This window comes from Brevundimonas sp. KH_060, assembly GCF_057838275.1.
The window spans coordinates 1061197-1074716 of the sequence record NZ_CM174463.1 but is presented as its reverse complement, the minus strand read 5'-3'; the positions used below and the strand labels follow the sequence as shown (position 1 = coordinate 1074716).

The window sequence follows — 13520 nt, the reverse complement described above, 5'->3', positions numbered from 1 at the left end:
CATCCGTCATGCTTCGCCTGACACCTTCTCCCCCGGTGGGGAGAAGGGCCTTTAGATCGGCGCGCCGGGCGGCACAGCCTGCGCCACCGGCAAAGTCTCGCTCAGCGCCTTCAGCCCCTCGACCGGCCCGGTCAGAGCTTCCGCCAGATAGGCGCACTGGGCCGTTTCCAGCCGGTCGCCGCGGCAGCGCTTCAACTGCTCGCCGAACCGCCGCGCGCTGTCGCGCACCGCGCCCTGCGCCGTCGAGGACAGGTCCTTGCCCTGAATCAGCGCGGCCAGATGGGCGGCGTAGCGGGCGCGGGCGACCCGGCGCAGCTCGGCCTGACGCGGGCTCAACGCCGCGCCCGACCCGACGGCGGCCGCCACCCGGTCCAGCGTCTCGACCAGACCCAGCTGGCCCGGATCACGGCGCTCCTGCTCGACCAGACGGTTCAGCCGCTCGGGCGCCAGCAGGGTTTCGAACACCACCTCGGTCGCCGCCGCCGCCGCCGAGGACGGATCGAACACGGCGTCGGTCTTGCCCTCGAACAGCTCGATCTGGGTCTGGCGGTCGGGATTGCCCGACTGGACCGAGGACAGCAGGTCGATCAGGTCGTCGCGCAGGTCCAGTTCGGCCGGCGACAGCGCCAGCATCAGCGCCTCCAGCGCCGCGCGCTGTTTGTCAGCGGGCACGACGTCGGCCCGCTCATGCCCGGCGCCGCTGACGGCGTAGCTGTAGTCGACGCCGCCGATCTGACGTCCGACCGCCGTGGTCTGATAGCGGTGATAGAGGTAGATCGGCACGATCACCCGGCGCAGGTCCGCCGCCGGAGCCCCGGCCGGCAGATTGACCAGACCGAAGCGCGACAGGGCGATGCGCCGCACCGCCAGGGTGTTGGCGAACTCGGCGGTCGGGTCGGTCCCATTGTCCCACATGGCGCCATAGGGCTGCAGGCTGCCCAGCGGGCGGGTGTCGCCGTCGCCGACAAAGCGATAGCCCTTCGCTTGCGCCTCCGCGGCCAGGGCCAGGCGACGCGCTTGCGGATCCTGCCCCGGCGTATCGCCATACAGCCAGTCGATGGCGTAGCGGTCCCAGGCGCCGACGCCGGTCGTATAGGCCTGGCTGAAGTCCAGCCGATCCCCGTCCGCGATCACCCACGGCGCCGGATAGTCCATGACCGAGGCCCGCCCCTCATAGGTCGAGGCGGCGAAGTTGTGGGCCAGGCCGATGGAGTGGCCGATCTCGTGCGCCGACAGGTGGCGCAGGCGGTGATAGGCGAGACGGTCGGGATCATCTTCACCGCCCGTCCCGGCGCGCGCGGCGCCGACCAGGCCCTCGATGATCATCTTGTCCTGCCGGTCCCGCAGCGAGCCCAGTTGCACCACGCCGCGCACGATCTCGCCGGTGCGCGGATCGCTGACAGTGCTGCCGGTGGACCAGCCGCGCGTCTCGCGGTGAACCCAGGCGATGATGTTGTAGCGGGCATCCATCGGATGCGCGCCCTCGGGCAGCAGTTCGACCCGGAAGGCGTTCAGATAGCCTGCCTCTTCAAAGGCCTGCGCCCACCAGTCGCCGCCCTCGATCAGGGCCTCGCGGATGGCGACGGGCGCGGCGCGATCGACGTAGAAGACGATCGGCTTCTTCACCGCCGACCGGGCGGCGGTCGGATCGGTCTTCTCCAGGCGGAAACGGCGCGCCATCCGCTTCATGACCGGCTGGTCCAGCGGCGCGGCGAAGTCCACCGCCATCGCCTGGCTGATGCTGCCGCCGCGCGGATCGTGCGGCACGGTCTGGAAGCCGTCGTCTGGCAGGCGGATGAAGGAGTGCTGGACCGTCAGGGTGACGGCGCGCGCATCCGGCGCGATGCGCGACAGCTCGCCGCCCGGCTCGTCGCTGGTGAAGGTCTGGACGGTCTGCAGCTCGACATTGTTCGGGAAGACCAGGGTCTGATCCAGCGCCAGATGGCCCAGGTCCGGCGCCGCCTTGAACGTCCCCAGGCTCGCCCGCTTCAGCCGCCCTGCGATGTTGACCGCATCGCGCGTCAGGAAGCCTGACAGATCGACGACGACCGAGCCGTCGGCCCCCGTCTCGATCACATCCGTTGCCCAGACGGTCGAGGGGGCGAAGGAGGCGGCGACCGCATTCTGCTCGTCCGCACTGGCGTCGATGGCGCGGAAGCGATGGTTCTCGAACCGGGCGAACACCCGGCCGCCGACCTTGTGGAAGGCGACGATCTGCGCCTGCCCCAGGCCCGAGCGGTCCAGCCCCGCCCCATCCATGCCCAGCCCCGCCGACAGGCCCGGCTGATACAGGTAGCGGCCGATCACCCCCTCCGCGTCTGGGGCCGACAGGCGCGCCAGGACGCGGCCCTTCTCGCGATCCAGCCGAACGTCGAACAGGCCGTCCTGCCACGCCGCCGAGGCGGAGGGACGGCTCGTCGAGCCTCCCGCCTGAGCGTGAACCACAGGCGCCGCTCCGGCGACCAGAACTAGGCCGGCGACGCCCGCCAGCAGAACCTTACGCATCATCGGTATTCCCCCTCCGAGCCCCGATAGTTTTTTAGCGGCCGCCTCCCAGGGTCAGCGAACGCCCAACGCCAGGGCGTCCGGCCGACGGGTGTCGGCGGCGCCCAGGAATCGATCTCCCTCGACCATGATGGACTGGGTGCTGCCCATTGTCATGGACGGACGCACCGTATGGCCGCGCTCGCGCAGCAGACGCTCCACGTCGGGCGAGAAACCGCCCTCCAGCTCCAGAGGGCTGTTCCCGGCGCCCTGGTTCAGGCGCGGGCGCATGGCCGCCTCGGCCACGTTCAGCCGATGATCGATGACGTTGGAGATCAGTTGCACCATGGTGGCGATGATGTAGCCGCCGCCCGGCGTGCCCGTGACCAGCCAAGGCTTGTCGTCCTCGAACACGATCATCGGCGTGATGGTCGAGCCTAGACGCTTGCCCGGCGCGGGCGAGTTCGGCTGCCCTTCGGAGCCCCAGTAGAAGTTGTCCATGTGGTTGTTCAGCAGGATGCCCGTCCCCACCGGGGCGACGTGCGCGCCATAGGAGTTGGACAGGGTGTAGGTGTTCGACACCGCATTGCCGAAGGCGTCCGCGACCGAATAGTGGGTCGTGTCCTTGCTCTCATAGGGATAGGGGTTGCCCTCGGGGATGTCGGCCGCCTTCAGCGTCTTGTCCGGCGAGATCAGCCGGACCCGTTCGGCGGCGAATTCCTTGCTGGCCAGGCCGTGCGCCGGGGTGGTCCACTGCGGCGCCCCGCCGATCAGGCGACGATCCGACGAGGTGATCTTCATCGCCTCGGAGATCAGGTGCAGACTGTCCACGCTGCCCCACCCCATCGACCGCAGGTCGAAATGCTCCAGCAGGTTCAGCGCCTGGGCGACGCTGACGCCCGAGGCCGTCGGCGGCATATAGGCGATCCGGTGGTCGCGATAGCTGCCCCAGATCGGCTCGGACACATCGGCGCGATAGGCGGCCATGTCGGCCATGGTGATGACGCCGCCGCCCGCCTGGACGCCCGCCACGATCTGACGCGCCAGCTCGCCCTTGTAGAACTCGTCCGCCCCGCCGCGCGCTACCTTGCGCAGGCTTTCGGCCAGCAGCGGCTGGCGGAAGATCTCGCCCGCGCGATACGGGGTTCCGTCCGCCTTCAGATAGGCTTCACGCGCTCCCGGATCGGTCGCCAGCACCTGCGCCCGGCCCGCCGTCGCGTCGGCCTCGCCGTCCGACAGGACATAACCTTCCTCGGCCAGCTTGACCGCCGGCGCGACCAGATCGGCCCAGGGCATGGAGCCGAAGCGCGCGTGCGCCTCCCACATGCCCATGACCGTGCCCGGCACCGAGACGTTGATGAAGCCCGACGGCTTGGAGCGGTCAAACCGGCCGCTGTCGTCCAGCAGCAGGTCCGGCGTCGTCGCCGCCGGCGCCGTGCCGTAATAGTTGATGGCGATGGTCTGGGCCGGGCGCTCGGCCGTGGCCGCCATATGCAGGACCATATAGCCGCTGCCGCCGATGTTGCCTGCGCGCGGCAGGGTCACCGCCTCGGCGAAGGCGACTGCGACGGCCGAGTCCACAGCATTGCCGCCCTGGCGCAGGATCTCGACGCCGACGCGGGTGGCCAGGTCGCTCTGGCTGACCACCATGCCGCCGCGGCCCACCACGGGGCTGTGGATCTGGCCGTAGTTGACGATGTCGCCGCCGCTGCCGGTGGCGGGCCGGACCTGAGTCGCCGCCTGCTTCGCCAGAACCGGCCCGCCGACCAACAGCAAGGCCGCCGCCAAGGCGACAAGACTTTTAGGTTTGTTGATGTGCATTGACAGCCCCCGTCACAATCCGCCGCGCGTCCGCTGCAAACAACAGACGACCGGCCCCCGGCGATCGGCTTCAGATCGCAAGAAAAAGCGATAGCATTGCTAAAAAGATGACTTCAAGGGCATATTTTAGTGATTATTGCGCTCATTATTTCGGATATCGGCAATATTTATTCTCAAAAGGTTGACGCCATTAACTGTGGCGCCTTTTAGTCACAAATGCGGCCCGTCATTCGCCGCCGCCAAAAGCCGCATCCGCATCTTCTGCGACGGCCGCTCACAATCAGAATGACGCTCAATCGGAGGGGATGCCGAAGTGGTGAAGAAACACGGGGACGCCAAATCCATGCGCTCAGCTCATGCACATCGCGCCATAAAGGCCGCCATGCTGGCGTCAACCGCCCTGCTCGCCGCAGGCGCAGCCCAGGCGCAGCAGGCGCCCGCTGATCAGGCTACCCAGGTTGACGACATCGTCGTCGTCGGCTCCCAGATCCGCGGGGCCAAGGTCACCGCCGCCCTGCCCGTCACCGTGGTGGGCGAGGAACTGATCCAGGCGACCGCCGCCACCTCGGGCGACGAACTGCTGCGCTCCATCCCCCAGATGGGCGATGTCACGTTCAACTCCGGCTATCTGCCCGCCTCGTCGAACTCAGCGCGCGGCGACACCGGCTCGGTCAACCTTCGCAACCTCGGCATCGGCAACACCCTGGTGCTGCTGAACGGTCGGCGGGTCGTAGGCCACCCGACATCCCAGGCGAACGAGCACCTGGTGCCCGTGCTGACCTACAACACCAACGCCATCCCGGTATCGGGCCTGAAGCGGCTTGAAGTCCTTCGCGACGGCGCGGCGGCCATCTATGGCGCCGACGCCGTGGCGGGCGTGGTCAACACGGTCCTGCGCGACGACATGAACGACTGGACCGTCTCGGCCCAGTACGGCGCCGCTGAAGGCACCGACATGTGGGAGAGCAACTTCTCCTTCTACGGCGGCAAGGACATCGCCGACGGCCGCGGCAACGTCTCCCTGTTCTTCAACTACGACCACCGCGACGAGCTTTCGACGCTGGATCAGGACTACACCGCCTCCGTGGACATCAGTTCCCTGTTCGCCGGAACGGGCTTCGAGAACGACACCACGTTGAACGGCGTCTCGTCGCTGACGCCCTGGGGCTATTTCCGGGTCGCCGACGGCGCGACCTCGATCGGCGGCGCGAACCGATCGGCCTTCACCATCCAGCCCAACACCCTGTCCGGCTGCATCCGGCAGTTGGGCGACGGCTTGTGCATCAAGAACGGCACCACGGTTGACGCTACCTTGCGCGCCGATACTGCCCAGGAAGACCTGACGGTCATTCCCGAGGTCGATCGTTTCAACCTGTTCCTGACCGGCCGTTACGAGATCAACGACAACGTCGAGTTCTTCGGTGAACTGGGCGGCTACTACGCCAAATCCAAGGCGCGGCAGGCGCCGATCAACACCCTGTCGTCCGTGGTCATGACCATCCCCGGCACGAATTTCTACAACCCGACCGGCGAGGATCTGCTGCTCAGCGGCTATCGCTTCAACGACTTCGGGCCGATCGGCGTCGAGGTGACGAACAAGCAGTTCCGCGCCCTGGGCGGCCTGCGCGGCGAATGGCGCGGCTGGAACTGGGAATCGGCGCTCGTCTGGTCGGAAGCCACCGCCGAGGACGTGTCGGCCAACATCTCGACCACCAAGCTGTTCGAGTGGGCGTCCAAGGCCACGCCTGACGCCTACAACTTCTTCAACGGCGGCGACCCGACGCACCCGCGCTATGGCGACTCCACCCCGTCAAGCCAGGCGGCGCTGGACGCCATCGGCGTCGACATGGTCCGCAAGACCAAGACCGAACTGGGCATGTGGGACTTCAAGATCTCGCGCCCCGACCTCTTCACCTTGCCTGGTGGTCCGGTCGGGATGGCCGCCGGCGTCGAGGCCCGCACAGAGACCCAGCTCGACGACCGCGACAGCCGGATCGACGGCACGATCCGCTACACCGACAAATCGGGCGCGACCTACAGCGACCTGATCAACTCGTCCGAAAACCCCGACACCTACGGTGAGCGGGACGTACTGTCGGCCTATATCGAGTTCGCCGCCCCGCTGGTCTCGCCCGAGATGGGCGTCCCCCTGGTCCACAACCTGGAGGTCCAGATCGCCGGCCGCTTCGAGAACTATTCGGACTTCGGCGACGTGGCCAAGCCCAAGTTCGCAGCCGCCTGGGACATCGTCGACGGCTTCCGCGTTCGCGGCTCTTGGGCCCAGGGCTTCCGCGCCCCGAACCTGGAGCAGATCAACGCCACGGTCATCACCCGCTCCAACACCAGCACGGACTGGGCCTATTGCGAGGCCTTGCTGCGTCGCGGCGCGCTGAGCAACATGAACCAGTGCGGCGGCAGCTTCACCCCGCCCTCCGGCTTCGTGGACGCAGATGCCGTCAGCACGGCCCGGATCGCCCGCCTGACCGCCGAGCAGCGCTCCGGCAATCCTGACCTGCAGCCCGAAGAGTCCGAAACCCTGTCCTTCGGCCTGGTGGTGCAGCCGCGCTTCATTCCGGCCCAATACGGCGACTTCACCTTCACCGCCGACTGGTGGCGCGTCGAGCAGACCGGCATGGTCGGCATCTTCCGCGGCCAGAACGCCATCACCCTGGACTATCTGCTGCGCAAGAGCGGCGGCTCGAACCCCAACGTGGTGCGCGCCGCCCCGACGCCGGAGGACATCCGCCTGTTCGCCGGCACCGGCCTCACGCCAGCGGGCGAGATCCTCTACATCAAGGACGCCTATACCAATCAGCAACCCCAGACCGTCGAGGGCCTGGACCTGGGCGCCATGTGGAGCCTGCGCGGCACCCGCTACGGCGACTTCAACCTGAACCTGAACGTCTCGCACTTCCTGAAATACTACCTGGAGCCTTCGCCCGGCGTTCAGGAACTGATGGCGGCGATGGAAGCCGGCGACATCGACCCCACGATCAACTTCTCGGGCAGCGCCGGCGACCTGCTTCGCGACTTCGGCCGCCCGGAATGGAAGTGGTCGCTGTCGGGAACCTGGCGCTACCAGAACATCACCGTCGGCGCCTTCACCCAGTACATCTCGTCGCTCTACGACGACTCCGTCACCAATGCGGCGAACGATCCCTGGACCGTCGACGCCACCCTGACGGGCAATCTGTACGGCGAGTATCAGTTCGAGGACGGCGGCCTTCTGGCCGGCACGGCGGTCCGCCTGGGCGTGCGCAACATCACAGACGAACAACCGCCCCTGTCCAGCGGCGGCTACGTCGGCACCGTCTATCAACCTTACGGCCGCTACTGGTACGCCAGCATCCGCAAGACCTTCTGACCGATCTCTGCTCGGTCCGGGGCGGCAGGCGGCCACGCCTTCCGCCCCCTTTTCTTTTGTTCCTGGAGTTCACCATGAAACCCGTTTCGATGCGCGCTCTCGCCATCGCCGCCGTCCTGGCCGGAATCGGCGCTCCCGCCTTGGCCGGCGAGCTGTCGCCGCAGGCCCAGCAGCAGATCATCTCGACCGTCGACCGCAACCAGGCCGCCCTCGACCACGCTGCGCTGGAAATCTGGAAGTTCGCCGAGCTGGGCTATCAGGAGACCCAGAGCGCGGCGCTGCTCCAGGGCCAGCTGCGTGACGCCGGCTTCACCGTCACACCCGGCATCGCCAATGAGCCGACCGCATTCCTGGCCAGCTTCAAGACCGGCGAAGGCCCCGTGGTCGCTGTCCTGGCCGAGTACGACGCCCTGCCCGGCCTGTCCCAGACGCTCAGCCCGATCCAGGAATCCGCGGGCGGCCATGCGGGCCACGGCTGCGGCCACAACCTGTTCGGCGCCGCCTCCATCCACGCCGCCATCGCGGTCAAGGACTGGATGGTCGCCAACAACATCAAGGGCGAGCTGCGCGTCTACGGCACCCCGGCCGAAGAAGGCGGCTCGGGCAAGGTCTACATGGTCCGCGACGGCCTGTTCGACGATGTCGACGTGTCGCTGCACTGGCACCCCGGCAATGTGAACTCGGCCCGTCAGGGCGACACCATGGCCAATGTCTCGGGCAAGTTCCGCTTCTACGGCACGGCGTCCCACGCCGCCGCCGCGCCGGACAAGGGCCGCTCCGCCCTGGACGGCGTCGAGGCCATGAACGCCATGGTCAACCTGATGCGCGAACACGTGCCCGACCGCACCCGCATCCACTACGCCATCACCGACGGCGGTAAGGCGCCCAACGTCGTCCCGGCCTACGCCGAGGCCTATTACTACGTCCGTCACAACAACCCGGAGATCGTCCGCGACGTGCTGGAGCGGGTGAAGCTGGCGGCCGACGGCGCCGCGCTGGGCACGGGCACCCGCGTCGAGTTCGAGGCCATCGGCGGCGTCTACTCCATGCTGCCGAACGAGGCCCTGATGCACGTCATGGACCGCAACCTGCGCCACGTCGGCGGCATCACCTGGACGGCCGAGGAAACCGCCCTGGCGTCGGAAATCCAGAAGACCCTGACCACCAAGCCGGACCTGGCCTCCGTCGGCCAGATCGAGGACGCCGTGATCGGCGGCGACTTCGGCGGCTCGACCGATGTGTCGGACGTGTCGTGGGTCACGCCGACGGTCGGCCTATCGACGGCGACCTTCGTGCCGGGTTCGGCCGGTCACTCGTGGCAGAACGTGGTGGCGGCGGGCACGAGCATCGGCCTGAAGGGCGCTCATCTGGCGGCCAAGACCCTGGCCCTGACCACCGCCGAACTGTTCCAGAGCCCCGAAACGATCGAGGCCGCCAAGGCCGAGTTCGAGCGCCGTCGCGGCCCGAACTTCGAATACCGCGCCCTGCTGGGCGACCGCGCCCCGGCGCTGAACTACCGCGACTAAGGTCGCCGAGCCGGACGGATGAGGGGTGCGAGGACACGGGCTGGCGACATCCGTTCAAGCGCCGCGCCGACACCCCTCATCCGGCCCTGACGGGCCACTTCTCCCACAAGGAGAGAAAGAAACTCAGCTGCGCGTCTTGTCCCAGGTTCCGAACTCGTGGGCGATGCAGCGGTCGATCAACAGGCGCCAAACTGGCTCGGCGATGTCAGGCGACAGGCCGGCGGGCTGGGCCGCCTTCAGCACCTTTTCCACCACGTCGTCGATGCGGGCCTGATCGAAGACGGCGTCGCGGTTCGGCTTGATGCGAGCGGCGGCGTCCATATAGCGCTGGCGTTCGGCCAGCAGGGTCACCAGGGCGCGGTCCAGGGCGTCCACGCCCTGACGCACGTCGATCATGGTGGCGCAGTCTTCCGGCGCCTTGCGATCATCGATGGCGACGGCGGCGGGAGAGGTCATCAGGTCAGTCGACAAAGGCGCGCTCCAGAACATAGTCGCCGGGTTCGGCGTTCGAGCCTTCTTTCAGGCCGTAGGATTCCAGCAGTTCGCCGGTCTCCTTGATCATGGCCATCGAGCCGCACAGCATGACGCGGTCGCTGTTGGGCGAGAAGCCGATGGGCAGTTGCAGGTCGGCGAAGACGTCGCCCGACTTGATGCGGTCGGTGATGCGGCCCGGCGTCTCGAAGCGCTCGCGGGTCACGGTCGGATAATAGGTCAACTGAGCCTTGGCCTCGTCGCCGACCAGCGGATCGTCGTGGATCTCGTGGCTGAAGAAGTCGCGATAGGCCAGGTCGGCGACGTTGCGCACCGTGTGGCAGACGATGACCTGCTTGAAGCGGGAGTAGGTCTCGGGATCGCGCGCGACCGACAGCCAGGGCGCCAGGCCCGTGCCGGTGCCGATCAACCACAGACGCTCGCCGCCGGTCAATGCATCCAGCACCAGGGTGCCGGTCGGCTTCTTGCCCATCAGGACGCTGTCGCCCGCGACGATCTTCTGCAGACGCGAGGTCAGGGGACCGTCCTCGACCTTGATCGAGAAGAACTCCAACTCCTCGGCCCAGAAGGGCGACGCGATCGAATAGGCGCGCAGGATGGGCTTGCCGCCGTCTTCGCCGGGCAGGCCGATCATGACGAACTCGCCCGAGCGGAAACGGAAATCCTCGGGCCGCTTCACGCCGAAGCTGAACAACTGGTCGTTCCAGTGGCGGACCCACAGGACTTCCAACTCATGAAACGGACTGGCCTTGACGGGCGGCGCGGAGAGGGAGGCGTCAGACATGGCGACTACCTAGGCCGTCGCGGGCGGTTGCGAAAGTCTCACGAGGGTCGCAGCGCGACAAGATTTGCGGATGACGACGGAAGATTCCGCCTCTAGCTTCACCGCCATGCGCACTTTTCTTCTCGCCTCGACGATCCTGATGGCTGCGACCTCGGCCTTCGCCCAATCCTCGCCTCCGCCGGCGGCTCCGTCCGCCGCCATGGCGCCCGCGTCCTCGATCCTGACGGTCGAGCGGGTCTTCGCCAATCCGTCGCTGGCCGGGCCGGTAGCCAAGGGGGTCAGCCTGTCGCCCGACGGCGAACTGGTCGCCTTCCTGCGCTCGCGCGAGGACGACGTGGACGTGCTGGACCTGTGGGCCGCGCCGGTGAAGGGCGGCGAGCCGTTCAAGCTGATCGACGCCCGCGCCCTGGTCCCAGACGCCGGCGAACTGTCCGAGGCCGAGAAGGCGCGGCGCGAGCGGATGCGGATTTCGCAGCGCGGCGTGGTCGAATATTCGTGGGACGAGCAGGGCCGCTACATCCTGGCGCCGCTGGAAGGCGATATCTTCCTGGCCAATCGCGCCGACGGCTCGGTGCGGCGCCTGACCGAGACGGCGGCGGATGAGATCGACGCCAAGGTCTCGCCCAAAGGGGCCTTCGTCAGCTTCGTGCGCGATCAGAACCTGTTCCTGGTCAACCTTGAGACGGGCGCTGAACAGGCGATCACCACGGACGGCAAGGATCTGATCACCTGGGCGACGGCCGAGTTCATCGCTCAGGAAGAGCTGGATCGCGACACCGGCTATTGGTGGAGTCCGAACGAACGCTACATCGCCCTGCAACGCACGGACGAGAGCACCGTCGACGTCATTCCGCGCCTGGACATCACGGGCGGCGGGGCCTCGGTCATCTCGCAACGCTATCCGCGCGCCGGGCGGCCCAACGCCGTGGTCGAGCTGTATGTCCAGGACGTGCAGAGCGGCCAGCGAGTCAAAGTCGATCTGGGCGCCGATACCGACATCTATCTGGGCCGGGTGAACTGGGCGGCGGATGGTTCGGTCGCCTACGCCCAGCGCCTGTCGCGCGACCAGAAGCGGCTGGATCTGCTGAGCATTGATCCGGCCACGGGCGCCAGCCGGGTTATCGCCAGTCAGACCTCGAACGCCTGGGTCAACGTCACCCACGACTTCAAGGCGCTGAAGGACGGCAACTTCATCTGGTCCAGCGAGGAGAGCGGGTGGCGGCACCTTTATCTCTACAACAAGGACGGGCGTCGCCTGCGGGCCATCACGCGCGGCGACTATCCGGTGAAGTCGCTGGACGGCGTCAACCCGGAGACGGGCGAGGTCTTCTTCACCGCCTCCATGCGCGACGGCCGAGAATATCCGATCGAGCAGCAACTGTTCCGCGCCAGCTACAAGCGGACGCTGAACCCGACGGAAGTCACCCCGCGCGGCGGCTGGTGGAGCGCCAAGGTCAACGGCACGGGCACGGCCTATGTCGGCAACTATACCGACGTGAACACCCCGGCTCAGTCGGCGCTCTATTCGATCAACGGCCAGCGCGTGCGCTGGATCGAAGAGAACAGGCTCCAGCCCGGCCACCCCTTCTGGCCCTATGCCGAGCGCCAGCAGAAGCCGACCTTTGGAACCCTTCAAAGCCACGGCGAGACCCTGGTCTGGCAGATGACCACGCCGCCGGGCTTTGATCCGTCGAAGCAGTATCCGGTGGTGATGCAGGTCTATGGCGGTCCTTCGGGGGGCGGAGTGAAGAACGCCTGGCAGCCGGCGACGACGCAACTGCTGACCGAGGCGGGCTATATCGTCTTCCGCCTGGACAACCGGGGCGAGGGCGATCGTTCGGCGGCCTTCAAACAGGCCCTCTATCTGAAGATGGGCCAGCCGGAGATCGCGGATCAGGTCATCGGCGCGGACTATCTGCGCTCGCTGCCCTATGTCGACGACAGCCGCATCGCCATGATGGGTTGGTCTTACGGCGGATTCATGAGCCTGATGGCGCTGACCGAGCCGAAGATGGGTCTGGCCGCCGCCCTGGCGGGGGCGCCGCCGACGGAGTGGAGCCTGTACGACACCGCCTATACTGAGCGGTACATGTCGACGCCGCAGGGCAATGTGGCGGGGTATGCTGCCTCGGACGTGGTGAACCGGCTCGACAATCTGACGGGGCGTCTGCTGCTGATGCACGGCATGGCCGACGACAATGTCATCTTCGAGAACACCACGCGGGTTCTGAACGCCCTTCAGGAAAAGAGCATCCCCTTCGAGACCATGCTCTATCCGGGCCAGCGCCACGGCATCCGGGGCAATGATCGTCAGCTGCATCAGTGGCGGACCTATCTGGACTTCCTGGACCGCACCATCGGGACGCAGGCGGCCCAGAAAGCGGACTGAGGCGACCACTGATCCGGCGGAACCCGGCCCTGCGGCCGCCGTTCCGCCGGAATGGAAAAGCTGTTCAATCATCTGGCGAACGCGACGGCCAAGCTGGCGGGGCGGCCGTGGACCTTCATCGTCTGCGTGGCGGTAGTGCTGGCCTGGGCCGTGACCGGGCCGGTGTTCAGTTTCAGCGAGACGTGGCAGCTGGTGATCAACACCGGCACGACCATCGTCACCTTCCTGATGGTGTTCCTGATCCAGAACACCCAGAACCGCGACGCCGCCGCCATGCACGCCAAGATGGACGAGCTGATCTATGCGGTGAAGAAGGCCGACGCGGGCTTTATCGGCATCGAGCATCTGACCGACAAGGAGTTGGCGGTCATCCTGCAGGAGGTCGAGCGGCGCGGGCGCGACATCCATGCCGGGCGGCCCGCGCGGGCAGTTAGAAGCCGCCCCGCGTCACGCGCCGAGGCCTAACGAGGCGCCGAAAAAACAGAGTCCAATTCGTCTGAATCGTCTGAAATCTCTCCGCGCCGCTGGTGGACCGCGCATCATGGCGAACGAACGAGAGGCGGCGGACTGATCGCGGTAAGACACGCGCAATCGCCATGTTTTACCGGTATTGCAGCGGTGCGATAGGCGACGTTCGATCATTCTCCCCTTGCGGAAGAA

8 protein-coding genes are annotated in these 13520 nt (G+C 67.1%); 4 read left to right on the top strand and 4 right to left on the bottom strand.

Features of this window, described 5'->3' with window-relative positions; all coding sequences use genetic code 11:
* Nucleotides 1-51 precede the first annotated feature (51 nt).
* Both AC3IPP_RS05310 and ggt read right to left on the bottom strand, forming a co-directional pair.
* Nucleotides 52-2505 carry a zinc-dependent metalloprotease gene (locus tag AC3IPP_RS05310; RefSeq protein ID WP_489150610.1) on the bottom strand — a complete coding sequence of 818 codons (2454 nt, stop codon included), beginning with the start codon at nucleotides 2503-2505 and terminating at the stop codon, nucleotides 52-54.
* A gap of 54 nt (nucleotides 2506-2559) precedes the next feature.
* Nucleotides 2560-4305, bottom strand: coding sequence for a gamma-glutamyltransferase (ggt, locus tag AC3IPP_RS05305; protein ID WP_489150609.1), 1746 nt, complete (start codon nucleotides 4303-4305; stop codon nucleotides 2560-2562).
* Nucleotides 4306-4687: 382 nt separating this feature from the next.
* On the opposite strand from ggt, the gene AC3IPP_RS05300 reads away from it, so the two are divergent.
* Entirely contained in the window at nucleotides 4688-7669 is a 2982-nt protein-coding gene (locus AC3IPP_RS05300) for a TonB-dependent receptor domain-containing protein (protein WP_489150608.1), read from the top strand.
* A 74-nt stretch (nucleotides 7670-7743) separates the two neighbouring features.
* A complete protein-coding gene (locus AC3IPP_RS05295; RefSeq protein WP_489150607.1) occupies nucleotides 7744-9195 on the top strand; it encodes an amidohydrolase in 1452 nt (483 codons plus the stop codon).
* A 123-nt stretch (nucleotides 9196-9318) separates the two neighbouring features.
* On the opposite strand, the gene AC3IPP_RS05290 is transcribed toward AC3IPP_RS05295, so the two are convergent.
* Nucleotides 9319-9651, bottom strand: coding sequence for a chorismate mutase (locus AC3IPP_RS05290; RefSeq protein ID WP_489150606.1), 333 nt, complete (start codon nucleotides 9649-9651; stop codon nucleotides 9319-9321).
* 4 nt (nucleotides 9652-9655) lie between these two features.
* On the bottom strand, nucleotides 9656-10471 hold the full coding sequence (locus tag AC3IPP_RS05285) for a ferredoxin--NADP reductase (protein WP_489150605.1): 816 nt from the start codon (nucleotides 10469-10471) through the stop codon (nucleotides 9656-9658).
* Nucleotides 10472-10577: 106 nt separating this feature from the next.
* Here AC3IPP_RS05285 and AC3IPP_RS05280 point away from each other — a divergent pair, with 106 nt between their 5' ends.
* Together AC3IPP_RS05280 and AC3IPP_RS05275 are read left to right on the top strand one after the other, a co-directional pair.
* Complete coding sequence (locus AC3IPP_RS05280; protein WP_489151040.1) at nucleotides 10578-12860, top strand: S9 family peptidase; 2283 nt, start codon at nucleotides 10578-10580, stop codon at nucleotides 12858-12860.
* Nucleotides 12861-12911: 51 nt separating this feature from the next.
* Nucleotides 12912-13325 carry a low affinity iron permease family protein gene (locus tag AC3IPP_RS05275; RefSeq protein ID WP_489150604.1) on the top strand — a complete coding sequence of 138 codons (414 nt, stop codon included), beginning with the start codon at nucleotides 12912-12914 and terminating at the stop codon, nucleotides 13323-13325.
* The last annotated feature ends 195 nt before the right edge of the window (nucleotides 13326-13520 follow it).

Bases quoted from the DNA above. Each gene is read 5' to 3' on its own strand.
- AC3IPP_RS05310 (WP_489150610.1), bottom strand. From the start codon at position 2,505: ATGCGTAAGGTTCTGCTGGCGGGCGTCGCCGGCCTAGTTCTGGTCGCC.
- AC3IPP_RS05290 (WP_489150606.1), bottom strand. From the start codon at position 9,651: ATGACCTCTCCCGCCGCCGTCGCCATCGATGATCGCAAGGCGCCGGAA.
- AC3IPP_RS05285 (WP_489150605.1), bottom strand. From the start codon at position 10,471: ATGTCTGACGCCTCCCTCTCCGCGCCGCCCGTCAAGGCCAGTCCGTTT.
- AC3IPP_RS05280 (WP_489151040.1), top strand. From the start codon at position 10,578: ATGCGCACTTTTCTTCTCGCCTCGACGATCCTGATGGCTGCGACCTCG.
- AC3IPP_RS05300 (WP_489150608.1), top strand. From the start codon at position 4,688: ATGCTGGCGTCAACCGCCCTGCTCGCCGCAGGCGCAGCCCAGGCGCAG.
- AC3IPP_RS05275 (WP_489150604.1), top strand. From the start codon at position 12,912: ATGGAAAAGCTGTTCAATCATCTGGCGAACGCGACGGCCAAGCTGGCG.
- AC3IPP_RS05295 (WP_489150607.1), top strand. From the start codon at position 7,744: ATGAAACCCGTTTCGATGCGCGCTCTCGCCATCGCCGCCGTCCTGGCC.
- ggt (WP_489150609.1), bottom strand. From the start codon at position 4,305: ATGCACATCAACAAACCTAAAAGTCTTGTCGCCTTGGCGGCGGCCTTG.